Source organism: Anaerocolumna chitinilytica (genome assembly GCF_014218355.1).
Classification (GTDB): Bacteria; Bacillota; Clostridia; order Lachnospirales; family Lachnospiraceae; genus Anaerocolumna; species Anaerocolumna chitinilytica.
This window is the reverse complement of record NZ_AP023368.1, coordinates 3,032,648-3,056,485: the sequence shown is the minus strand read 5'-3', so window position 1 is coordinate 3,056,485 and position 23,838 is coordinate 3,032,648. Positions and strand designations below refer to the sequence as shown.

Here is a 23,838-nt window from a genome sequence, read left to right as displayed (position 1 = left end):
GATTGGAAGGAGAGAGAAAGATGCAGGAGAAAGGGCTTGCTCCAAATGAAACGATTCAGCTTCATGAGATTATGACAATCAGGAATTTAAGTTTAACGAAAATAATTACTATGTCCCCGTTAGTTTCGGATAAAGAATTAAAGAATATTTTAAAAAACAATATTTCTGCTTCACAACAGCATATTAAAGAATTACGAGGATATCTGGAACAATCAATGATAGCTGAACCTGAACAAATAAAATAGTTATACCATAGAAAGAAGGCTGAAAATGAATTCAATTATTGAAAAACTAACCGGTACAGATAAGTTAAGTGATCAGGTGATAGCAACTGATTTCCTGTTGTCTTCTAAAAGTGGTATACAAGAATATGCAGTTGCAATAACTGAGACTACATCTCCGGAATTACGGGTGACCTTAATTAATCAGTTAAATGATATGATAAATACTCATGAGGTTATTTCAGACTATATGATGAGTAAGGGTTATTACCATGCTTATAATCTGGAAGAACAATATAAGGTAGATATGAAAGCTACTGATACAGCTTTAAATCTTAAGGAGTTCATGAGCTAAATCATAAAAAAAGCATTGCAGCCGAGATAAAAAAGGTTACAGTGTTTTTTTATTGCCGGTAACTAAGAGATTACTGTAATAGCAATGCAATAACTTGGTATATACACTGAGACCATTTGCTTTTGCGGCCTCGACGATACTATATATAGAAGCGGATGCATTTGCTCCTTTGGGTGTATCTGTGAACAGCTATTTTTTCGTTTGATGATAAATGGACGGATAGTAGTATTTTGTATATATAATTTGAAAAAATAACCAAATTGTGGTATATTTGAATACATATTAGAAAATCGGGAGTATAAAAGAAATAGAGGGATTGAAATGCGATTATTTCATGTAAGTGAAGAAAGTAATATAGCTATATTTAATCCAAGAATACCAGAAAGAGCTGAATTAGATAAAAATGTCGGGTTAGTATGGGCGATAGACGAGAAGCACTTGCCTAATTTTTTGACGCCTAGAGATTGTCCGAGAGTAACATACCATGTTGGTGAAAATACGTCATCACAGGACAAGGAAATATATTTTACCTCACCCGACATACAGCATGTTGTTATTATTGAAAGCACCTGGTTTAAAACCATGAAAAATACATGTTTGTTTCTTTATGAATTTAATCCAGAAGGTTTTGAATTGCAAGATAACGTTGCAGGATATTATGTCTCAAAAGTAGCTCAAATACCGATTGCTAAATATATAATTAATGATCTGTTTGCGGCTTTGTTTGAAAGAAATGTTGAATTACGTGTCATAAAAAATTTATGGAGTATATCGGACAGAATGAAAGAAACGACTTTAAGCTGGTCATTATGCCGTATGAGGAATGCGCAGCCTTTACCAAATGTGTGCTCATTCAAACAAACAACAGAAAAAATGATATTATATGAGGAGGAAAAGGATGACGAAGTTTGATATTGGCGAGATTATGTCGTTTGGCGGTTATGATTGGCGTATTCTTGACCAACAGGGAAATACGGCATTGATTATGACGGAAGATATAATCGAACAGCAACCCTATAATAATTACACTGGCGATGTGACATGGGCTGACTGTTCACTAAGAAAATATCTTAATGGTGAGTTTTATAACAGATTCACCATGGACGAGCAGTCAAGAATTATTCCGGTTATGAATAAAAACCAGGATAATCAGTGGTATAGTTCAAGAGGCGGAGAAGATACCAGAGATTACATATTCCTGTTAAACATTGAAGAAGTAGTGTGTAAATATTTCGGTGACAGCAGTAAAAACCTTGAAAACCGCAGCGCCAAACAACGATACTGGTTTCAAAAGAAAGATGAAAACAACAGTAAGCGAGGCTCGAAATTCGATGGGTATGTATGGTGGTGGTGGCTTCGGTCTCCCGGACGTGATAATAAAAGAGCCGTATATATTCATGGTGATGGCAATATAGGTATTCAGGGAAATGGTACCTTTCGCTACAGCAGCAACACGATTCATCCTACAACCGGTGATAACAGTGGTGGAGTTCGTCCTGCTTTGTGGCTGAGCTTGGAATCATAATTTTCGGAAGCTATTCAATCGGTTGGATTATCTTTGCAACATAAATGATATCAAGGAGAAGGAGAAAATTAAGAATGAACAAATACGAAAATGCAATGAAACTAATGGAAGAGCGGTGCGGAAACGGCAAGGAAGTAGTAATTGCCCTTGGGACAATATCACTGACGCCTGGCGCTTCCGGAAATCCCCGTCCTGCTGTCCGTATGGTCTGTGCCTATTATGAAAACGGAGTGTTCTTTGTTTCTACGGATGCAAAGAAAAATAAAATGCTGCAGATCGAGAAGAATCCTGAGGTTTCCGTTGCTGGATTAGAATGGTTTGCATTTCAAGGAACAGCTGAAAATCTCGGCTGGGTCAAAGACGAGAAGAATGCAGAAATCAGAGCGAAGTTTAAAAGTATCTTTGATTGGTTCGATGAAGTTGGCGACGAAGACAGTCTGACTTCAATTGTTCTGCGTATCACCCTTTCAGAGGGTACGATTATTGACAATGAAAGAAAATATGGAGAACAGCAGTATGAAGTTGATTTTATCAATCATTCGGCTAGATAAATCTTTAAAGTATTATTTTCGCTGGTAGAATAAAAATCAGAATATACAGATCAGATAAGAGATATACGAAAAGTTCATTAAAAGAGGTGAAATATATGAGAAAAACGCTTCCGGATGTGGCAAGCTATTTGAAGGAGATTATAGTGCCCGTATCGCAAGAAGCATATGCAATCAATCCCGTCTATGCAAATGTCGCACTTGAAGAAAATATACGGTATGGTGTTGTGGCGTTCAGAGCATTTTTGGTTCGGCTTTACGATGTTTTATACGCTATAGGAGATGTCTATGATAATAGCAAGAAAGTTGCACATGAATATGAAAATCGTATAACACTTTCAGTATACTATCCATTCCTCCACAATGTAAGCACCTTATTAATGAACATAGGTTATCATGGCAAGTCAGGTGACGAGGAGTCTCTTATCTGCGGATACAACATATTCAATAGTAAGCTGCCTGTCAGCAAAAACCTTGAATGCCTGCAATTTCTGATGAGTTGTGGTATATGCTTTGAGGGTATAGATATAAATGAAAAAAAGCAAATCTTATCAGACATCAAAACCATCAAGATAACATATCCGGATAATCCCACTATGCTTACAGGTCTGAAGATAATGGCGATTGCTGAATTAGACCATGGCACACTTATCAATCAGGATGTTTTTTTGCGTTGTGATTACAGGGTATTGAAAAAGGATGAAACCGATGTGCTTTCCATCGTACAGGAAACGATAAAGACTTTGTCTTTTGAAGTGCAGGATTTCATTCTGCTGTTACATCAGCGCTATCTGGGGAAAGGTCTTACTTGCATTGTGGAAGTAAAAGGGTTTCATATCTATATTAAGTATTGTTATAAACGGAAGGATATATGGGGAATTAATGCTTCCCTACGCAATGGGTATCATATCAATGTGAAAGCGACAAAGACCCATGAATACATGGACACCATAAATAAGTTTTCCCCAATATTGCAGGAACTGATTGCAAAGGGATATGGCTGCGGCAGAAAAAGAGAGATTGGTCATTGTGATGGGGGTTGCCGTGGAATGCCCATATCATTGGATGACTCTGTTTTAGAAATACGGGATGACATTCAAACATGGTTTGATAAAGAAGTATCTTGCTTATGAAAGAAATAAGTAGTCTATCAAATAACCGTTCTCATGTCAGATTAGAATTTTTCTTTGCCAATATAATAGGGCTCCTATGATTTTACTTTACATAGGAGCCCTATTATGTTAAACATATAGACACTTTGCAGGCTCCTTCATACAATTGATCCTTAAGAATCTAATAATATGGAATCTTGATACTATGATAGTCCACAATCAGTTACATAAAAAACTCATTAACTTATCAACTTCAGTATTTAATATCAAATCTTCATTAAATTTTAGTCCCTCAATCAGTTTAACGGCCAAATCAAAGTTCCCGACATAACTTGGATCATGTGCATCTGAGCTTATTATAATCGGCACTTTATAACGCTCACAAAAGTGCAGCATAGCTATATAATTTTCTATACAGTTCCATCGTCTGTCTTTTTTTATCAAAGAACTATTGTTAACCTCCAATGCAACATGAAATTCTTTCGCTGCCCGCACAAGTTCTTCGTAATTCAATGGTGTATGATCATCATCCGGGTGAGAGATAAAGCGTACTTTTTCATTCTGCATACACTTAATCAGATTCTCAGTATTTATTTCGCGGCCCTGATTCTCATAACACTGACAATGAATGCCTATAATGGCATAATCAAGTTTTTCAATGTACTCCTGGGATAAAGATAATGTTCCGTCATTCATAATATTTATTTCACAGCCATGAATCATTTTAACACCATATAACTCTCTAGGTATCACCTCCAGATTCAAATAGTAAAACGGGTCAACCGTTCCTGGTATTCCAGGAGCATGCTCACTAACACCCAAAATTTGAAGTTGTTTATCTGCCGCAGCCTTTGCCATCTCACGGATAGTTCCATAAGCATGCCCGCTTACGAGCGTATGAGTGTGTACATCTGCAATTAAATTTTTCATAATAATATCACCATACCTTTCCGACATATCCCATGTTTAAAACGAGGTTACAGAAATATGTTCTTTAACAGCATTAAGAATTTAGCTAAACTCTACTTTAAAACTCTAACCATTACTGGTATTAAAGCCAGTGCTATTCTGTTTTGGCTCTTTTCTGGAAATATATTTCATAAAGTTTCCAATGAAAGTAACAGAAGGACCGATTGAAAGAGCCATAACAACAGTTGCAACTGAAAGATGTTTTCCAGCCAGGACGCCAATCAAAATCGCACTAAAATCCCAGAGGATTCTTATTACAGTGTATGGAAGATGAGTGCGAAGGCTGATAATGGTTGGTATGGCGTCGTAAGGAGCCAGCCCCATATCAGCATTCATGTAAAGAGCAACTGATACCAGAAAGGGAAAAAGTGCTATCAGGAAGGTAATTGTTCGGTATGGCTGAAGAGTAAACAGTGTCTGGGGTAAAAAGCGAGACCACAGGACACGGCAGTAATCACTGATATAACCAATAAGTACCATATTCATAATCGTCCCAATATTAATCAGCTTAGGTTTCAGTAAAATTTCCGGGATAAAGAAAAGAATATTGGCAAGAACCATACAGGTCCCAAAGGAAATCCGGAAACGTTCCGATAACGCAAGGTTCATAAAGGAGCAGGTATCGGTGCCATAGTTTACTTCAATTAGAAAGGAAAGAAAAACGCCCATTCCTACTATACCTATCATCATCAACCCAATTCTTTTTACAACTTTCAGGTTTACCCATTTCATATCATTTCCCTCTCTTTCATTAATATAATATCACTGGTTCCTCTCTTTACATTAGTAAATAATAACCTTATAATATTAGAAAAACGCCAAAAGGAGCATTCCCATGCCTATTTCCTCCAGTGCAAGTTATACGGACACAACTAAAAGAGAAACAAAATCCCATGGCAGTGTTTTCTTTCCTGCGGCTTGTTATGAAGTTGACTTTCCGGATGTTTTGATATCCTGGCATTGGCATAGCGAACTGGAACTGATTATGGTTGAAAAAGGTAGAATTAATCTATCTGTTGGTACAAGGCAGTTCCTGCTGAAAGAGGGGAGTGGTGCGTTTGTAAACGCCGACATACTCCACATGGCCAAAGCTGCCGATGAAATACAAGGTGCATTAATTCATTCTATTGTTTTTCATCCGCGTCTGATTGGGGGAACAGAGAATAGTATTTATTGGGAAAAGTATCTAAATCCGTTGATTAATAATAACGGGTACTCTGTTCAATTATTTTCTGAAGATATTAACTGGCAGAGAGAGGTTCTTGACCGAATACAGCGAGCCTGGATTGAGATTGCAGTAGACAAACATGGATATGAATTTAGAGTGAGAAATGAACTGTCTGAAATTATACTGCAGCTATTCGACCATCAGCAGCATGAAATTATTTCAATACCACAGAAGACGCGACGAAATGAGCAGCGTATAAAGCAAATGCTAAAATACATTCAGGAGCATTATTACGAGACAATTCTTCTTGAAGGTATAGCAGAAGCTGCAGCAATCAGTAAAAGTGAGTGTCTGAGATGTTTTCGAGAAATTCTTGGTACAACACCTCTCCAGTATGTCAATCAGTATCGCCTGCTTGTAGCAGCTCAAAATCTGGCAGAGACAGATTGGCAGATTTCTGAAATAGGAGATGGGTGTGGTTTTGGAGAGATGGGATATTTTTCTGCGCAGTTCAAAAAGAAATATGGAATGACACCGACGGAATATCGAAACAGAGCAAAGTCCCGAAAGTGATTTAAGTGGGCTGTGTAAGGAGTTTTGGCACAAAGGTACAGTGGCAGCCTAAAGATATACCGGTTATATTTCGAATGTATTAGTTGAATTTTGACGGAGAAAATAATCGGGTTTATAAAAAATATTGGGATAATTCTGCTGTTCGTTTTATTGAATCAGGTGTATAAATTGCTGAATCAATAATAAAATTAAATTGACAGAGTTAGTTCAGTGTGGTAGGATTGGCTTAACTTAAAACGAAAAGGCTATGATGAGAAATAGTAAGTATTAGAAATTTCACAGAGAGAAGATGGTTGGTGCGAATCTTCATTGATCTAATAGTGAAGCAGTCTCGGAGCTGTGAACCGAATAGAAGAATCTTAGTAGGCTTCAACGGAGTTCCACCGTTATTCAGGAAACAATATCGGATTTTTCCCGTATTGATAGAGAGCAGAGAAATCTGAAATTAGGTGGTAACACGGACAAAATAGTTCGCCCTAAGTTGACAATATATATGTCAGCTTAGGGCTTTTTTGTTTTAGAAAAAATAATACGGAGGTATTCAACATGATGAAAATGACGCCAGATGAGTTAAGGAAATCATATATTGATTTTATGAAAAGAATAGGGGGTAGCCAAGTGCCATCTTCCAGTTTGCTACCGGAAAATGATCCCTCAACTTTGTTTACAGGAAGTGGAATGCAGCCTATGGTTCCGTATTTATTGGGTGAAAAACATCCAATAGGGAATGAGATAACCAATATTCAGAAGTGCTTAAGAACAGTGGATATTGATGAAGTAGGAGATATGTCGCATCTAACATTTTTTGAAATGATAGGTCGGTGGGAATTTAAAGCAAATGAAAATAACTATAAGAAAAAGCAAATCGATGCAATATGGAATTGGCAAATCAACGAATTAGGAATTGATCCTAATAGGTTATATATCAGTGCTTTTAAAGGAAGTGATGATATGAATATACAGAAAGATACGGAAGCAATTCAAATATGGTCAGAAAAATTCAAATCGGTTGGTATAGAACCTATTATAGAAGATGATCCATATAAATATGGAACATCAAGAGGTGGAAAAATATTCTTATACAATGAAAAAGAGAATTGGTGGAGCAGAGCAGGAAGTCCCTTAGATATGCCTGTCGGTGAACCGGGTGGGCCTGACAGTGAAATGTTCTATGATTTTGAACCGGACGGTGATCCACTCGAACATCCTGCTTCTGAAAGCGAAAGATTCTTAGAAATAGGTAACAATGTATTTATGTGTTACAAAAAAGAGGACACAGGTTTTGTAAAAATGAAAAATCCCAATATTGATTATGGTGGCGGATTAGAAAGAGTTGCAACGGCCCTTAATGGTGATAGGGACATTTATAATACAGCGTTCTTCCTTAATGCAAAGAAAAAACTAATAGAATTAAGCGGAACAGAATATAATGATGATTTAAAGTCGTTTAGAATCATACTTGATCATGTGAGAGCTGCTACATTTTTAATAAATGATGGTGCGGAGCCGGCTAATAGTGATGCAGGGTATATTACAAGAAGGTTATTAAGAAGGGCAATTCGTGCAGGTAAAAAAATCGGGATACAAGGAAACTTTCTAAGTGAGTTATCTGAAGTTTATATAGAGGAAGCAACAGCCTATGAAGATTTGATCAGTAATAAGAAGAAAGTTATCGAAATAATAAAGAAGGAAGAAAATCTATTCCATAAAACTTTGCAGCAAGGAGAAATTGAAATACAAAAACATCTGAAGAATAAAGGAAAAGTTACAGGTGCTGATGCTTTTTATTTTTACGAAACTTATGGTTTTCCTTTAGAGTTAACAGAAGAATTTCTGACTGAAAATGGTTATAGCATGGAGGACAAGGCTTCTTATGCTGAGGCAGCAAAGAAACATACCGATAAGAGTAGAACTGCTTCTGCAGGTAAATTTAAAGGCGGATTATCTGATCATTCAACGGAAACAACAGGACTGCACACAGTAGCTCATTTATTACTTGCTGGTTTAAGGGAAGTTTTAGGCGATCATGTTCATCAAAAAGGAAGTAATATTACTTCAGAAAGATTAAGGTATGACTTCAACCATGATGAGAAACTTACGTCAGAGCAAATAGAAAAAGTGGAAAACTATGTGAATGATGCGATTTCATCAAAAGCAGTTATCTATATTTCAGAGCTGCCTAAAACTGAAGCCAAAGAGAGTGGTGTGGAAGGAAGCTTTTGGGATAAATATCCGGATGTGGTTAAGGTGTATACAATCCAAGATAACGATGGGAAAGTTTGGAGTAGAGAAGTATGTGGAGGACCTCATGTTGAAGATACTACAAACTTAGGAAAGTTCCATATTGAAAAGGAACAATCTTCTTCTGCTGGAGTTAGAAGGATTAAAGGAGTGATTAGTAAATAACTATAATTATAATATAGGCACATTTTTTGAAAGAAGTAAAATATTTTCATAGGAAAACAAATCATATTGAATAGGAGATTTTATACAATGGCTGGTGAATTTACGGTGAATGAAACACTAAATACATTGAGAGCAATATTTGAAAAGCACAAAGAGGATAGGGTTTGTGTGATAGGTACAACATGTGCTGGAAAATCAACACTGCTTAACCAATTATCTGAGTACAATTGCGAAGATTTAGATGAAGTGCTTTGGCCAAATATACCGGAAGAAGAGAAAGAATTAATGAACCATTTGCTTAAAATGCCTTGGACAATAGAACTTGGAAATGAAATTGATCGACTTGTATATAAATTTGGGAGAGTAAAAGCAGGTTATCCTTTGTTTTCTACCGTTATTTTAGATTGTGAAGCTGTTGTATATTTGGATATTTCAGATGAATTACTTGCGGTACATTGTGAAAAAAGAGGAGTAAGTTTTGAAGATTCTAAAAATATAAAAGAAGCTATCGAAGGTGATTGGAATAATCATAAGCTAAAAAATGATAAAATCCTTTATTATTTAACTGTTACTGAGTAGGGAATTTTGACTATTAAGCTAAATAAAAAAATTGCTATATCCAATTACTAAAATTATGCTGTAGTTAAGCAAGATGATTATTTTAAAATATTTTGAAAATGGAAAATAATTTATTTTTAAATGTTTGAGCAAATGTAAAATTGTGGTATAATCTCATTATATCTGTCACAAATGGTGGAAACAGCGAAGCATTATTTATTTAATTATGTTTAGGCAGGGGAGGAGCAATTTGAATAAATACCTACAACATTTGACTGGAGGATAAGATAATAAGCAGTTTTGTATTTATTTATATTGAAACTCAAAACCTTTTATTACATCGATATACGATGAATGATATAGATGGGTTATATGAGGTTATGTCGAATCCCCAAGTTCATCAATTTACAAAAGACAAGAACCATCCTTGGGATAGACTTAAGACGGAACAATACATTCAATTCTTTATAGATAGAAATTTCGTTTCCTTGGATTGTTTTCATGGTGCTATAATTGAAAAATCAAGCAATAAACTGATTGGACTAGCTGGTCTAAATCCATATAAAGAAAACGAACCTGAGATAGAATGGAAACTTGGAGTTACATATTGGAATAAAGGATATGCAACTGAGATCGGAAAAGAAATAATATCTGAAGCATTCAAGACAACAAATATTACCGGTATTTATGGAATGGCCGAACCGGAAAATATAGCATCAAGAAGAGTTCTACAAAAAATAGGTATGAAATATCTGGGCATAAATGAATTTAGAGACCAAAAAGATGCATTTTATTATATTGGAAGATTGGGTTTATGAGGAAAAGAGTGAAAGATAAATCTTTCATTCCCCCTGATTTTGTACGCCTGCTAAAGCACGCAGATGGGAGCCAAATATGAAAAATTATACTCAAGTTTATGTGAAAAATAGCTTTGAAGCGGCAGAAATGTATTGTAAAGCATTTGGTGCAGAGATTACATTTGAAGTGAAAAATGATGATAAAACCGCTTATGCACACTGTGAATTATCTGTAAATGGTGAAGGATTTTTAGCATTAAGTGAAGCATCGAATCCTTGCGACATAAACATAGTTCACAAAATGAAATGGGAAACTATGACGTTTAATGTTTTTGAGATGGGAAGCGAAGAGGCGGTTTATAATGCCTTTAATATTTTAAGTAATGGCGGTGTTATTATCAATCCCATTCAGGAAGTTCCATGGAGCAAATGCTGTGCGACTGTTATAGATAAATATGGAGTGTGTTGGTGGATTGCAATTTGATAAAGTTAATGAGCATTATCAGAAGTTATAATTATAGCAATTGTGTATGATGACGCGCTTTTGCGTTGTGATAAATATTTAGTAAGAGGAGCGATAGCGTATGATTAAGAAAAATGCTACTAACAAAGAACGTGTAAGGAGGGCTCACGTAAAATAACCCTCCACATAAAATGGAGGATTAATATGAAAATTATAGATTTTGAGAAGAAACATGTGGAAAGTGCAAAGCTAATTGCTGCTGCGAACTACTATGAAGAGCGTGAATATGTGCCAATTCTGCCTAGTATAGACTCACTTCCCGATTTAGATTATTTTGCGAATAATGGACTTGGTGTTGCAGCCTTTGATGAAGACCGATTAATAGGGTATTTATGTTGTTATGAACCCTGGGACAATGCATTTAACTCAACTGCCAAGGGAACATTCTCACCTATTCACGCCCATGGTTCAATAAAAGAGAATAGAAGATTAATATATCAAAGAATGTATCAAGCCGCTGCAGAAAAATGGGTTAAAAGTAAAATAACATATCATGCAATTGGACATTATGCACATGATGCAGAGTCATTAAATGCATTTTTTACATATGGATTTGGTCTTCGTTGCATGGATGCCATTAGGTCAATGGAGGAAATTGAATGTCAGCCATATGATGGCATATACTTTGAAGAACTTGCTAAGTCAGATGTAATCAGAGTTGGAGAAATGCGTCGATTGGAATCTGAACATATGGGAAATAGTCCTTGTTTTATGTATTCTTCATTAGAGGATTTTAAATCTTGGCTGGCTCGTGCAGAGGAACGCAACTCAAGGGTATTTGTTGCCAAAGATTGTGAAAAGCTGATTGCATTTGTTGAAGTAAAAAGCAGTGCTGCTGAAAATTTTGTTACAGAAGTCAATAATATATGTAATATTTGTGGGGCTTTCTGCCTTCCTGAATATCGTGGAAAGAACATCTATCAGAATTTATTAAATTTTGCGATACGAAAATTAAAAGGTGAAGGATATAAGCTCCTAGGAGTAGACTTTGAGAGTTTCAATCCTATTGCATATAGTTTCTGGCTTAAATATTTTACTGCTTATACGAATAGTGTAGTTCGTAGGATTGATGAATGTGCATTACATAATTAAAAAAACTGTTTAATTCCCAATGAACAAAATCGCTGGAATATACCTCCATAGGCAGATTCTTAGCGATTTTGCTTATGTACCAAATATAAATTGATTGGAGACAAAAATGAAAACGCAAAGTATTATTATTAACTCTATCCCTGCCATTATTTGGGGTGAAAAATCAGACAAGATATATAATAAAGTTCATGGAAAAATGTCATGCAAAGAACAAGGAAGAGTTTTTTGCTAAAATAGCGGAAGAAAAAGGCTATCAAACACTTAGTTTTGATTTAACAGAACATGGTGAAAAAAAAGAGCATATTTAAACATTATTTGATGGGGTTTGTCGTTACTATAATAAAAACGACATTAAAGATAAATGGCTATTGAATTCATCATTGTATTTCCGGTTAGTCTTTAACAAATTGTATATAGAACTACAATACATTTTGTCGCTTTCATCAATTAAGAATGTAATAAAAGCTAATATTTAAGTTAATAAAATTTGTAATATTATCCAATAAGTGATATATTGGAAATACATATTTTAGAAATTATATCCATCGCTGATAAGGTGTTCAAACAACGCTTTATTGTCAAATATCCTACAAGAAAAACCATTTCCACCGAGTTTGCGAACAAATGCGGTGTAGAAGGACTTCAAAAACAAATAGACGCAATAGCTTATAAAGGAAAAATCAATGAATAATATAATCAATTGGCTTCTTAAAGATGATACACCAGAAGTAAAATACCGTACAATGACAGAGCTTCTAGGTATGTCAAAAGATGATCTTGAAGTGAAAAAGGCTTATGAAAATTTATTAAGCTCAAAAAGCCTTAATTTAGTCATGGATAAATTTAAATATAATAAAAAGTGGGAGGATATCAACGCTTTCTTGGCACTCGCAGAATTTGGTTTAACACACGTTGATATACCTATTGATGAATATATGGAACGTATCATCAAAAATATGAATTTGAGTATGAAATGTGCGAAAATATTATTTTTGAGAAATTTGGTATCCCTTGGATATTACGAGCATCCTTGGGTGCAAGAACAAATACTTTTGGCTTTTTCTACTATACGTCAAGATGGCACAGTTCGATGCCTGGACAAAACCAAAAAAACAAACGACTCTAAATTGCTTGATATGGGTTGCTATAGACAAACTACTACATATCTTTTACTAGCGGCGGAGCTGAAAAAGGCAGGCATTATTCTGCCGCAATTTGAGCTATTAATAAAATTCTATATAAACCACTACGTTGCGTTCCATTCTGACGATCCCGGAAAGGTAATTATCGAAGATATGGCGGGGACGTTTTATCCGATTGATCATGTACACATAGGCTTACAGATGATTATGTATGGGCTTTCAGTTCTTGGCGCGGCGAATCATCCTAATTGCGAGAAAACATGGGAATTATTAGACAGCAAAAAAGACATCGAGAGTAAATATATTCTTAGCGAATCTTTCGCTGAACCTTATTTTAATGTAGGTATGGTTGGTCAACCCAATAAATGGGTAACGCTATATGTTCTACTCTCAGAAAAGTATCGAACAAATTCTGAGTGTTTAAAATAAGCAAACTGATTAGATAGTGAACTTCTCATTATGTTTGTAAAATTCTACTTTGCTATAGAAAAGTAAGGAGGATTAACACATGTTGGATGAAGCAATGAAGAATTATAATTTTAAACATCCTGAAGCAATATTAATACGTCATAATGAAAATATGACATATTTAGTAAAGGATGATAATAAGAGGTATCTTCTTAGAATCCATAAAACAGTCAATGGTTTAGATCTTTCTGCGGGTTGTAGAAACATTCAGCGACATAAACTTATAGATAGTGAGATAGAACTACTTAATCTTTTACGAAATGTCGGAACTATAAATACACAATTTCCGATTAAGAATAAGTACGACGACTATATCACTTATCTTGAAGACAGAGTTCCGGTAACATTGCTTTCCTGGCTCGAAGGAGAGGATCTACAAAAAACTGTTATTACGGATGAACTCGCTTATAAAATTGGTCAGACGATAGGGAAATTACATAATGCCATGTCTATAGTTTCCTGTCCGGATAGATATTACTACGATGAGGTGTTTGTAGATAAGGTTTATGACGACATTAGGAAAGCCTACGAATTGAGACATATAACGGAATGGAATCACAGAACGATGTTGGATGCTTTATCATACATTAGGAAAGTGTTCATAGTAGAAAAGCAGCAATTTATATTTGTACATGCTGATCTAAGCAAGTCTAATCTAATATATTCAAATGGTGAGATCAGTCCGATAGATTTTTCATTATCGGGGTATGCACTTGCAGAAATGGATTTATCAGATATGAGCTGGACATTACACGATGAAAAATTAACATCATCTCTCTTTGCGGGATATCAATCTGTAACAAAGCATACGATAAACCAATTTTTTATTAGTGTGTTTACCGCACTTTATCCTATAAGCTATACAGCTTCACATCATAACAAAAGATTTGAAGATGAGAAATTTGTGCAAGCACTCGATCGATGGTGTGATACGATACTGACTCCATTCATGATGAGTCTACCTGGAGAATTACAATAATAGCAATAAAGGACAAAGTCAATTCATAATATCATAGAAAACCACATTGACTAATTATGTATGAATAACAAAGCGAGCAATTTCAATTTGTAAAGGTAATTTGATTTTTATTCGTTATCAATAACCACTCAAGGATTCTGTGGCAACACAAATAAAATGATTTTGATATAGGAGCAAGAAATGAATAGATCAATTGATGTTATGGCCAAAAGTATAAGTGCTATCTTGGAAGATAACATAGTTTGTATTTATCTATACGGTTCAGTTGTGATGGAAGACTTTAAGCTTGGTTGGAGCGACATTGATATATTATGCTTAACCAAAGAAGAAATATCTGATTATGAAGCAGAGCAATTAGTTGATTTAAGGCAGAAGCTTTTAAAAGAGGAAGAAGCAAATCCATATTATAGAAGTTTTGAAGGCGCGATTGTATCAATTGATGAGTTCAAGAAAAAGCAATATTCAAGGGTAGTTTATTGGGGGACGAGTGGGGAGAGAATAACTGACAAGTATCATTTTGATGTGTTTTCCCTATATGAATTAATCAAATATGGTCAATTGATTTTGGGGAATGACATACGCAATGAACTTATTCTACCTACATATGAAGAATTAAGAGATGGTGTACAACAGCATTATCAGACAATTCGCAAATACGCTGTTGAAACCGGAGAAAGTTTATATTCGTGTGGCTGGTTGCTTGATATCGCACGATGCATTTATACGCTTCGATATCATGATATTATAAGTAAGACGAAGGCTGGAGAGTGGGCACTGAAGAAAAAACTTTGCCCAGAAGAAGATCAATTATGTTATTCCCTTCAGATAAGATACAAACCTTTAGAATACAAAGAGAACCTTGAAGTAAAAGAATGGCTAAGTTCATTAGGGACATCGGTTCAGTTATTTGCTGATGTCTTAGAAAGAGAATTATTAAAATTTAACCTTACGTAGATATTAATTATTTTAAAACGAAAACTGATAACTTTAATACATATTTGTGTCCGTAATTTACTATTGATAAGAATAAAATATATTTTAGAAAAGGTGATTAATTGACTATTTATAAAAATGCATTTCCAATTCTTGAATATGATGACGAAATAGACGGAGTTATAATACCAAATAAAAATGGTAAAATTTTGTTACCAGAGATATGTGTAATGACATTTTTTCATGAAGTTTTAGAAGACTTCGTTTCAAAACATAAATCTGAGATCAGGTATAACTACAGGTCGGAAATGGCCAACTTCCCAATATATGTCCTTGAGTATAAAGGTATTGAACTTTGTATGATTCAAGCAGTAGTTGGCTCAGCATCTATAGCTATGATGATAGATTTCTTAATCGGCTATGGTATAAAGAAAATTATCGCTTGCGGTGGTTGTGGTGTTTTAGTAGACATTCCTGCTGGCGATGTTATTATCCCTGTGAGAGCTTTACGTGACGAAGGTGCATCATATCATTATTTACCACCATCACGAAATATAGATATAAATAAGGAAATGATTTCAATAATTAAGAAGACATTGGAGGACAAGAGTGAAAAATAATGTGTATTTTAAGGCGACCTTAACTAAGGGTTCTCAGAAACCCCAGCGTTTTATGTATTAAAGATTATTATTAGTTATCGTTGCATTTTACTAATAAGGAAAGATCATAACCCTTCGCTTCAAGGTAAGCAAATACATTTTCATCATTTAGAGTAACCATAGAAGTTGAGTAATGAGGATCCATCAATTCCTCATAATCAGTCGGGTTGAAAGGCTGTTTTTCAGATATCATGTGATAGATACAAACCATCATCATTCTGGCTATTGCAATAATTGCTTTTTTATGACCACGTCGTTTCTTGATTCGACCATATTTAATTGCAAAATAAGGTTGTTTTTTACTCTTGATCGCAGCAAGTGCACACTGAACCATCATTGGTTTTAGATAAGCGCCAGCTTTCGCAATACGAACAGATTTCTTTTTTCCTGCGGATTCATTGTTGGATGGAGAAAGTCCGCACCAGGAGCAAAGATGTTTGGCGTCATCAAAGATGCTCATATCGATACCAATCTCGGCAAGGATAATGGTTGCACTGATTTCCGTTATACCAGGAAGTGAGGATATGTATTCCACAAATTCATAATAAGGTTTGATTCTTATATAAAGCTCAACCTCAGTTTGCGTAATCATATCATCCAGATAATCAAGATGCCCTCTGGCAAGCTCCAGTTTTTTTGCCTGGTCGGTTTCGATGTTATAACCTTTGATTGCTTCAATAATATCATCAGACTTAACCTTAGCATTTTTTTTGATGAGTTTGCGAACAGCTTTGTCATTAATGGTATCCGTAGTATTAGAAAGCAGATAGGTCATGATTTCAGTTGCCGTTTTACCAAATGGATCAGACAGAATACTGGCAATGCCGATGTTGGAAACGGTCATACAGTTCTGTATACGGTTTTTCTCTGAGGACTTCATACAAACCAGCTTGAAACGGTAGCGTGCAAGCTCTCGAAGCTGCCGGAAATTCTTCGGAGGGATAAAAGAACATCTGACCAGATCGAATTTATAAAGATCTGCAATCCATCTGGAATCTTTTTTGTCTGTTTTTTTACCTTTGATAGCTTTGACATATTTGGGATGAGTAAGGCATACATTGATGTCATTTTCAAGGTAATTAAAAATAGGAATCCAGTACTTCCCCGTGGATTCCATACAGACATAAAAACAGTCATTTTTAATTAACCAATCATGAAATTTCTGAATATCAGAATTGATGGTTGAGAAGGATTTCTGATTGTACTCAGATATTCCATTTTTATCAGTAGTAACGATGGTTGCAACGATAACATTTTTGTGGACATCAAGCCCACAACAGATGGGGTAAACAAGCCTCATCATAAGTATCACCACCTATAAGAATTAAAGAAACAGCAACATTGACTGCCATCCTGCGGCTAAATAAACATGGTTTATTACCAATGATAAGAGTCCGGGCTCAATGTCCCACTTGTTTGTGCTTGAAAGGATGACGGCACATATAACTATACGGGGTTGAAATAAATTCACCACACCTCCAACCGTGCTCTGTAGTGTATTGCTGTTTCATAAAGAATTTTAAATCATAGAGTGGTGGTTTGCAACTTTTAATATCTTGTTTGTGCCGCCGCTTGGCGGCGGAATGGAGAAAACTATGTATCTTATCTTGAATGTAAGACTTGGACTACTGATGCTTTATATAGAGAAACTCCAGATATGATTAAATACCGAAGAGAAGAGGGCTGCCAAGTAGTTGAAATGGAGTGCGCTACGATGGCTGCAATTGCACAATTTAGAGGAATAAAATTTGCACAATTGCTATACAGCGGCGATATACTTCTTGATTTATCAGACTATAACGATAGAAACTGGTTTAGAAATTTGACTGTTCGTGAGAAACTTTTTTATCTAACTTTAGAGTCTGCAATAAATATTTATCAGATTTAAAAGTTTGTAATTACATTAGTAAATATTTTACTTTGTTTTATTTTTGTTAAAGAGAGTGAAGTTCATAATGGACATTACAGATAAAACGAGAAATCATTGTTGATCAATTAGAGACTTATCCGGAGTTTCAGTAAAATGAACTGCATAATTATCTTATTGAACATCAGATTTTGCATGAAGCATGGGCACCATTAGGCCAGTGGAATATAGAATTGTTAGAAAATCCTGAGATTAAGAAGATTGCCGGTATTCATAATAAAACAGTAGCTCAAGTGATTCTACGCTGGCATATACAGCGGGATATTATTATCATTCCTAAATCATCAAAACCAAAAAATAATAAACAAACCGGATTATAGTAAGCCATTCTCATATTTTTCATCATTTAATTTTTTTAGCTGCGCATTAACAATTTGAGCTGCATTGCGAGAATCGTAACTCTCTATTTTAGAATCAATGAGCTTAAGATTATCATTGAGCGCATCAATATTGGCTAAAATCTCTCTACGGTGTTCTAAAAGCATTTTTTTTCGCGAATCTATTGTGTCAGTACCTTCCATGCACATGTCAATGTATTTTTTTATGTCCTTAATTTTCATTCCTGTATTTTTCAGACAACAAATCATCTGAATCAAATTTACATCAGATTCTGTAAAAACTCGTATTCCAGAGTTGTTTTTTAACACAAATGGAAGAAGCCCTACTTTATCATAGAAACGTATTGTAAATATAGAGAGTCCTGATATTTTTGAAACATCTTTTATAGTATAAATCAATTCCCAATACCTCCCTTAAAAGAATTACAAAAAAATTATAAAAAATATACAAAAAAAATATATAAGGTGCTTGACCTAGATATATATCTAGGTATTAGTATGAGTATAAATCATAAGAAATTAGTTTTCAAGTGAATAGTAAATGTATTTAAGGAGGTATTTTCATGATTAAAAATAGTAAAATAGCAGTAGTTACAGGCGGAAGCCGTGGAATCGGTAGAAATTCCGCAATATCATTATCTAAAAAGGGAATCGATGTAATTATCACTTACAATAACCAAAAGGAAAAAGCAGATGAGGTTGTGAAAGAAATTGAATTGAATGGTGGTAAAGCCGCTGCTATCCGGCTTGATGTAAGTGACATATCTTCCTTTGATTCCTTCGTCACTAAGTTATCGGATGTTTTAAGAGATAAATGGAATCGGGAGCATTTTGATTTCTTAATTAATAATGCCGGAATTTCAAACCATACTCCTATTTTAAAAGTTACAGAAGAAGAATTTGACAAAATAATAAATGTACACTTCAAAGGTGTTTTCTTTTTAACACAGAAGCTAATTCCATTTATTGCTGACGAAGGCAGGATTGTGAACACTTCAACGATGTTAACTCGTTCTACCTCTCCAGGTTCCGGGCTCTATGCTTCTGCTAAAGGCGCTATAGAAATTTTTACAAAATATTTGGCTAAAGAATTAGGAGCCAAAGGCATAAGGGCAAATGTTGTAGCTCCAGGAGCTGTTAACACTGAATTTAGTGGAGATATCTATATAAAAAATCCGGGATTGAAAGATAGGATTGCTTCACAGACTGCATTAGGAAGAATGGGAGAAGCTTCTGATATCGGAGCTGTTGTTGCGGCTTTATGCTCAGATGAAATGGGATGGGTTACCGGACAACGTATTGAAGCATGTGGTTCAGTCCTATAATTAAAGCTATAAATGAACATTTGTAGCTCACTTAATAAAAATATCTTTACGGTGAAATCCATAAAAATCTTAGGAGAGACTATAAACCATTTGATAAAGTTCAACTGGCGTATAGAACCGATAAAATATAACTTGGTAAAGGAGAAATAAATTTATGAAAGCACTCATCACAGGCGCAAATAAAGGCATTGGCTTTGCTATTGCAGAAGCTCTCGGAAAATCAGGCGTTGAAATTTTGGTTGGCGCACGCAGTGAAAGTCGTGGCCAAGATGCAGTTAGAAAGCTGTCAACAAAAGGTATTACAGCAAGTTTTGTCAAAATTGATTTAGACAATTTTGATACGATTCACAACGCTACAGAAGAAATTGATCAGCTTGATTTGCTTATCAACAATGCGGGAATTCCTGACAGTTACAAGGCTGACCGCCCCGCCCTTGACCAGAAGAAAACAACGTTTGACTACACGACCGACGACCTCCGTGAGACAATGGAAGTCAATTTCTTCGGGACACACGAGATGATTAGAAGTTTTTTGCCGAAACTCGCTGAAAATGGAAAAATCGTGAACATCACGGTACCGATTCAGCCAAATAATTTCTGGCATCCGCTCGCTTATCAGACCAGTAAAGCCGCGCAAAATGTGATGGCGATGACTTACGCACTTGAGTTCAAAAATACGGGCAGTAGCAAACAGATTTTTGGCGTCATGCCTGGTGGTGTGGCGACAGAACTCAACGGTCATACCGTTGGTGCGCTTGATGGCTTTATCAAATCAGCTGAAGAAGCGGGTGAGCTCATCGCCAAACTCGTACTTGACACGGAAAACCACAACGGTCAGATGATTCAATTTGACGGGAAAATCGTTACAGATTACGAAGTGCAAATACACGGATAACTGATCAAATCAAGGCAGATTTTTAAAAATTTCTAGAAGAAAGCACACCATGCCATTTTAAGCCTTATCAAGATTGCTGCTGTTAATGCGTATGCCAATGGGAAATGGATTGGAATCTATGGAGAACTTGGAGCGGATCTTGAACTTACGAAGACATTCCTTGAAATGGGAATTGATGAATTATCCGTTTCACCGGGAATGATATTATCGGTAAGAAAGAAAATTCTAGAATCTTAGATTTGAAAAATTCTTTATGACATAATAGTGTCGCTATAATATATAGATATATTGCAGAATATTTGCCGCCAAGGCCCCACCAGCTTCTGGCGGCAACATTTTTACCGCTTCAAGGCATGTTCTGTGGTTAGTATTGATTTTTTAGGCTGAGCCAATAAAAATTATGTATCATTTAATTATCCTATTGACAACTATATAAAATAAATGTATAGTTTATATAGATAATTCATGAGGAGGTAAGTTCATTGGCATATTCTACAGAGTTTTCGCGTGCAATTACGATTTGTCTCTTGATAAATCAAAAAATGGATGAGTATGGGTTTGAGTTTGTATCAACAAATACAATTGCAGAATTTCTTAAAATACCGGCACCTACAGTGGTTAGAATTTTGAGAAGTCTGAATGCAGCTGGACTTACTGCAACAAAAGAAGGGGCAAAAGGCGGAGTACTTTTGGCAAAACCAATTGCCGAAATAACTTTGCTGGACATATTTTTATCGGTTGAACATGGTTCTTTATTTAAAATGGATATTGATTTTCTAATTGAAGATTCAAGAATTGATAATTTAAAATCTCTTATAGCAGGTTATATGGAGGATGCCGAAATCGCTATGAAAGAATCTCTTAAAAAAACAACTTTAACTGATATAGCTAAATCGCTATAAAGTAAATTTTCATAATAACTGGCAGCATCTGTCAGTTAAAATTTTACACATAACTATATAAAAAAGATATATAGTTTATATAATTAATCTTATATGAGGAGGTAGATTTAATTGAAAAGTGTAGTTTATTATTTTACAGGAACAGGAAATAACTTACAGGTAGCTAAGAAAATTGCTGAGGCATTACCAAATTGCGAGTTAATATCAATGGGGAAAGGAAGGCATGACAATACGAAAGTATATGATTATATAGGTTTTGTTTATCCGACATATGCCTTTAATTTGCCTCGGAGAGTTACTCGGTTTATAAATGAAATGTCGATTGAAAAAAGTAAAAATGCATATTTTTTTGCTGTGACTGGATGCGGTAATATTAGTGGTGTTGCGTTAACTGTTCCTGCCAAAATTTTAGCAAAAAAGGGTGTGACACTTAATTTTGCAGAAGAAATTATTATGGTTGGAAATTACGTTGCGATGTATAAAATGAACGAGAGAAACCTGGAGAAATATCAGACTGCTACTGACCAGATACCTGTTTTGGTACGAAAGATAGTTTCTAAAACACAGCAACCAGCAGGTAAAGTAAATGAGGCTCTGAATTTATCAACGGCTTTCGGACAAAAAGTAATATATGCCAGAAAAGACAAAGGCTTTAATGTTTCCGATGATTGTATTGGATGTGGAATTTGTGAGAAAGTTTGTCCGGTTAGCAATATCAAAATGGAAAATAATAAGCCAAGTTTCCATCACAATTGTGAACAATGCATGGCATGTGTGCAGTGGTGCCCTAAGGAGGCTATTAATTATAAGAATAAGACACAAAACAGAGGACGTTATACTAATCCTAGTATTAGTGTAAAAGAAATAATAGAAGGCAATAAGAACAATCGACAGTAGGGTTAGGCAATATACGAAATTTAAGCAATGGTAAATATATTAGTGAAGATATATTACAGTTTTAGAATTATATCATACCTCCAAGACCCCATCGGGTTCAAGCATTAAACAACAAAACTATAATATTTAATTCCCCTCTAAACATCAGTGTTTGAGGGGTTTTGTCGTTACTATATTTAAACGACAATTGAATTGATTGTTGTCGGTTAGTCTTTAACAATGGTATATAGAACTACAATACATTTTGTCGCTTTCATTAATTAAGAATGTAATAAAAGCGAATATTATAGTATATATAATTTGTAATATTATCCAATAAGTGATATATTGGAAATAAATATTATAACAATAATCGGAAGTAAGTTATTTTACTGTCGTAGATGTTTAAGGAACAAATATATAATAGCAGAGGTGTTATATGTGTGAACTAAATTTATTAGACAATGCTTTACAACTTTATGGTATGACTGGTGCCAAGGCTGAACTAATCCGCCATAATGAAAATATGACATATTGCATTGATGATAAGTTTCTACTTAGAATACATAAATCAAAAGCCGGATTTAGCGCGGCACCTTTTTATAATGATATCAATATGTTAAAAGTTCGTGAAAGTGAGCTTAAATTTTTAGAACACCTAAAATCCAATGGCTTGAACGTGCAATCATCGATTCTAAATAATAATAATGAATTAGTTACAGTGCTAAGAGATGGAACTGTTGCAACAATGTTAACATGGCTTCCAGGCAGAAACTTGGACAAAGGTGAATTATCAGAAGAACTAGGGTATAAATTGGGTGAGATGCTGGCTAAGGTTCATATAGCTGCAAAGGGCTATAACGCAGATTACTGTTTAAGATATGATCAGAAGTTATGCCAAAGGTCTCAAGAACTCTTTTTATATTTATTAAATAATGAACGACTTAATAAAAAATATTATGTAATAATAACCAATGTATTGGAGCTAATTGGTGTTAAATTGAAGCAATCAGAAGCAAATTATATTTGTTTGCACTCGGACTTATCATTATCAAATATTATACTAACTAATGATGAGCTAATACCAATTGATTTCTCTTTATTCGGATATAGTACCCGTATGTTGGATTTCGGCAGTATTTATTGCTTTATTAATGAAGCTAATTGTAGGCTTAGTATAATAAAAGGCTATGAAGGGTTAACGGGTTGCAAAATTAATGCTGATGAAATTGATATCTATTTTGCACTACAGATTATTTTAGGAATAGTGCTGCATTACGAATTGTGGATTAATGAGGATTGGTTTTATAAAAGATTGCCTGAGTGGTGCGATGAGACCTTCATTCCACTACTAAAAAAATATAGAGGATGAAATTAATCCTAGATTAATTAATAAAGATAAAAATCATTATGTACGATACAAAATAAGTAAACTAAGAAGTTGATGTAACTTCCAATTATGTTTATTTAGTAAATGGGTACAAAAAGGTGATAAATTTCGGTGTTGATGAAAAGTGCGAACTAGAGACTACTTGGAGGAGAAAGTA

The 23,838-nt window shown here is 34.9% G+C and carries 27 protein-coding genes, 2 pseudogenes and 1 other annotated feature; of the genes and pseudogenes, 25 read left to right on the top strand and 4 right to left on the bottom strand.

Going from position 1 to position 23,838, the window contains the following annotated elements:
• The first annotated feature begins 20 nt into the window (after window positions 1-20).
• The 6 genes from bsdcttw_RS13320 to bsdcttw_RS13290 all read left to right on the top strand — a co-directional run bounded on the left by bsdcttw_RS13320 (window position 21) and on the right by bsdcttw_RS13290 (window position 3,782).
• The gene (locus bsdcttw_RS13320) at window positions 21-245 is read left to right on the top strand and encodes a spore coat protein (RefSeq protein WP_185255352.1); all 225 of its coding nucleotides are present in this window, start codon (window positions 21-23) and stop codon (window positions 243-245) included.
• Window positions 246-270: 25 nt separating this feature from the next.
• Window positions 271-576, top strand: coding sequence for a spore coat protein (locus bsdcttw_RS13315; RefSeq protein ID WP_185255351.1), 306 nt, complete (start codon window positions 271-273; stop codon window positions 574-576).
• A gap of 321 nt (window positions 577-897) precedes the next feature.
• Window positions 898-1,488, top strand: a complete 591-nt coding sequence (locus bsdcttw_RS13305) for a DUF6886 family protein (RefSeq protein WP_197979801.1) — start codon at window positions 898-900, stop codon at window positions 1,486-1,488.
• A complete protein-coding gene (locus bsdcttw_RS13300; RefSeq protein ID WP_185255350.1) occupies window positions 1,475-2,101 on the top strand; it encodes a DUF6273 domain-containing protein in 627 nt (208 codons plus the stop codon). Before bsdcttw_RS13305 ends, bsdcttw_RS13300 begins: the two co-directional genes overlap by 14 nt.
• A gap of 74 nt (window positions 2,102-2,175) precedes the next feature.
• Complete coding sequence (locus bsdcttw_RS13295) at window positions 2,176-2,652, top strand: pyridoxamine 5'-phosphate oxidase family protein (RefSeq protein WP_185255349.1); 477 nt, start codon at window positions 2,176-2,178, stop codon at window positions 2,650-2,652.
• A gap of 95 nt (window positions 2,653-2,747) precedes the next feature.
• Entirely contained in the window at window positions 2,748-3,782 is a 1,035-nt protein-coding gene (locus bsdcttw_RS13290; protein WP_185255348.1) for a hypothetical protein, read from the top strand.
• A 198-nt stretch (window positions 3,783-3,980) separates the two neighbouring features.
• On the opposite strand, the gene bsdcttw_RS13285 is transcribed toward bsdcttw_RS13290, so the two are convergent.
• Together bsdcttw_RS13285 and bsdcttw_RS13280 are read right to left on the bottom strand one after the other, a co-directional pair.
• Window positions 3,981-4,691 carry a phosphatase gene (locus tag bsdcttw_RS13285; protein ID WP_185255347.1) on the bottom strand — a complete coding sequence of 237 codons (711 nt, stop codon included), beginning with the start codon at window positions 4,689-4,691 and terminating at the stop codon, window positions 3,981-3,983.
• Between the two features lie 105 nt (window positions 4,692-4,796).
• The gene (locus bsdcttw_RS13280) at window positions 4,797-5,462 is read right to left on the bottom strand and encodes a YczE/YyaS/YitT family protein (protein WP_185255346.1); all 666 of its coding nucleotides are present in this window, start codon (window positions 5,460-5,462) and stop codon (window positions 4,797-4,799) included.
• 103 nt (window positions 5,463-5,565) lie between these two features.
• Between bsdcttw_RS13280 and bsdcttw_RS13275 the strand changes: the two genes are divergently transcribed.
• The 11 genes from bsdcttw_RS13275 (at window position 5,566) to bsdcttw_RS13230 (ending at window position 15,989) form a co-directional block, all read left to right on the top strand.
• Complete coding sequence (locus tag bsdcttw_RS13275) at window positions 5,566-6,471, top strand: AraC family transcriptional regulator (RefSeq protein WP_185255345.1); 906 nt, start codon at window positions 5,566-5,568, stop codon at window positions 6,469-6,471.
• 238 nt (window positions 6,472-6,709) lie between these two features.
• Window positions 6,710-6,953: a binding site (T-box leader), on the top strand.
• A 64-nt stretch (window positions 6,954-7,017) separates the two neighbouring features.
• Window positions 7,018-8,877 (top strand): alanine--tRNA ligase, encoded by a 1,860-nt coding sequence (locus bsdcttw_RS13270; protein WP_185255344.1) that lies wholly within the window; start codon window positions 7,018-7,020, stop codon window positions 8,875-8,877.
• 87 nt (window positions 8,878-8,964) lie between these two features.
• Window positions 8,965-9,456, top strand: a complete 492-nt coding sequence (locus bsdcttw_RS13265) for a hypothetical protein (RefSeq protein WP_185255343.1) — start codon at window positions 8,965-8,967, stop codon at window positions 9,454-9,456.
• 329 nt (window positions 9,457-9,785) lie between these two features.
• Window positions 9,786-10,253, top strand: coding sequence for a GNAT family N-acetyltransferase (locus bsdcttw_RS13260; RefSeq protein ID WP_185255342.1), 468 nt, complete (start codon window positions 9,786-9,788; stop codon window positions 10,251-10,253).
• A 76-nt stretch (window positions 10,254-10,329) separates the two neighbouring features.
• Entirely contained in the window at window positions 10,330-10,716 is a 387-nt protein-coding gene (locus tag bsdcttw_RS13255; RefSeq protein ID WP_185255341.1) for a VOC family protein, read from the top strand.
• A gap of 183 nt (window positions 10,717-10,899) precedes the next feature.
• On the top strand, window positions 10,900-11,847 hold the full coding sequence (locus bsdcttw_RS13250; RefSeq protein ID WP_185255340.1) for a GNAT family N-acetyltransferase: 948 nt from the start codon (window positions 10,900-10,902) through the stop codon (window positions 11,845-11,847).
• A gap of 106 nt (window positions 11,848-11,953) precedes the next feature.
• A complete protein-coding gene (locus bsdcttw_RS25235; protein WP_269140602.1) occupies window positions 11,954-12,079 on the top strand; it encodes a hypothetical protein in 126 nt (41 codons plus the stop codon).
• A 451-nt stretch (window positions 12,080-12,530) separates the two neighbouring features.
• The gene (locus bsdcttw_RS13245; RefSeq protein WP_185255339.1) at window positions 12,531-13,418 is read left to right on the top strand and encodes a hypothetical protein; all 888 of its coding nucleotides are present in this window, start codon (window positions 12,531-12,533) and stop codon (window positions 13,416-13,418) included.
• A gap of 79 nt (window positions 13,419-13,497) precedes the next feature.
• The gene (locus tag bsdcttw_RS13240; protein WP_185255338.1) at window positions 13,498-14,436 is read left to right on the top strand and encodes a phosphotransferase; all 939 of its coding nucleotides are present in this window, start codon (window positions 13,498-13,500) and stop codon (window positions 14,434-14,436) included.
• 180 nt (window positions 14,437-14,616) lie between these two features.
• Window positions 14,617-15,390, top strand: a complete 774-nt coding sequence (locus bsdcttw_RS13235) for a nucleotidyltransferase domain-containing protein (protein ID WP_185255337.1) — start codon at window positions 14,617-14,619, stop codon at window positions 15,388-15,390.
• A gap of 101 nt (window positions 15,391-15,491) precedes the next feature.
• Window positions 15,492-15,989, top strand: coding sequence for a phosphorylase family protein (locus bsdcttw_RS13230; protein ID WP_185255336.1), 498 nt, complete (start codon window positions 15,492-15,494; stop codon window positions 15,987-15,989).
• Window positions 15,990-16,059: 70 nt separating this feature from the next.
• Here the strand turns inward: bsdcttw_RS13230 and bsdcttw_RS13225 are convergent, their stop codons facing one another.
• Complete coding sequence (locus bsdcttw_RS13225; protein WP_185255234.1) at window positions 16,060-17,331, bottom strand: IS110 family RNA-guided transposase; 1,272 nt, start codon at window positions 17,329-17,331, stop codon at window positions 16,060-16,062.
• 333 nt (window positions 17,332-17,664) lie between these two features.
• On the opposite strand from bsdcttw_RS13225, the pseudogene bsdcttw_RS13220 reads away from it, so the two are divergent.
• Both bsdcttw_RS13220 and bsdcttw_RS25520 read left to right on the top strand, forming a co-directional pair.
• Window positions 17,665-17,916 (top strand): annotated as a pseudogene (locus bsdcttw_RS13220) (phosphorylase family protein); the annotation flags it as partial.
• Between the two features lie 170 nt (window positions 17,917-18,086).
• Entirely contained in the window at window positions 18,087-18,275 is a 189-nt protein-coding gene (locus bsdcttw_RS25520) for an aldo/keto reductase (RefSeq protein ID WP_408626491.1), read from the top strand.
• Here bsdcttw_RS25520 and bsdcttw_RS13210 read toward each other — a convergent pair.
• Window positions 18,270-18,692 carry a MerR family transcriptional regulator gene (locus tag bsdcttw_RS13210; protein WP_185255335.1) on the bottom strand — a complete coding sequence of 141 codons (423 nt, stop codon included), beginning with the start codon at window positions 18,690-18,692 and terminating at the stop codon, window positions 18,270-18,272. The genes bsdcttw_RS25520 and bsdcttw_RS13210 overlap by 6 nt on opposite strands.
• A 164-nt stretch (window positions 18,693-18,856) precedes the next feature.
• Between bsdcttw_RS13210 and bsdcttw_RS13205 the strand changes: the two genes are divergently transcribed.
• From bsdcttw_RS13205 to bsdcttw_RS13180, 6 genes and pseudogenes are all read left to right on the top strand, one after another.
• Complete coding sequence (locus bsdcttw_RS13205; RefSeq protein ID WP_185255334.1) at window positions 18,857-19,618, top strand: SDR family NAD(P)-dependent oxidoreductase; 762 nt, start codon at window positions 18,857-18,859, stop codon at window positions 19,616-19,618.
• Between the two features lie 154 nt (window positions 19,619-19,772).
• Complete coding sequence (locus tag bsdcttw_RS13200) at window positions 19,773-20,513, top strand: SDR family NAD(P)-dependent oxidoreductase (protein WP_185255333.1); 741 nt, start codon at window positions 19,773-19,775, stop codon at window positions 20,511-20,513.
• A gap of 45 nt (window positions 20,514-20,558) precedes the next feature.
• Window positions 20,559-20,750 (top strand): annotated as a pseudogene (locus bsdcttw_RS25400) (putative PEP-binding protein); the annotation flags it as partial.
• A gap of 245 nt (window positions 20,751-20,995) precedes the next feature.
• Window positions 20,996-21,415 (top strand): RrF2 family transcriptional regulator, encoded by a 420-nt coding sequence (locus bsdcttw_RS13190; protein WP_185255332.1) that lies wholly within the window; start codon window positions 20,996-20,998, stop codon window positions 21,413-21,415.
• Between the two features lie 111 nt (window positions 21,416-21,526).
• Complete coding sequence (locus bsdcttw_RS13185; protein ID WP_185255331.1) at window positions 21,527-22,312, top strand: EFR1 family ferrodoxin; 786 nt, start codon at window positions 21,527-21,529, stop codon at window positions 22,310-22,312.
• Window positions 22,313-22,730: 418 nt separating this feature from the next.
• A complete protein-coding gene (locus bsdcttw_RS13180) occupies window positions 22,731-23,663 on the top strand; it encodes a phosphotransferase enzyme family protein (protein WP_185255330.1) in 933 nt (310 codons plus the stop codon).
• Window positions 23,664-23,838 lie beyond the last annotated feature (175 nt).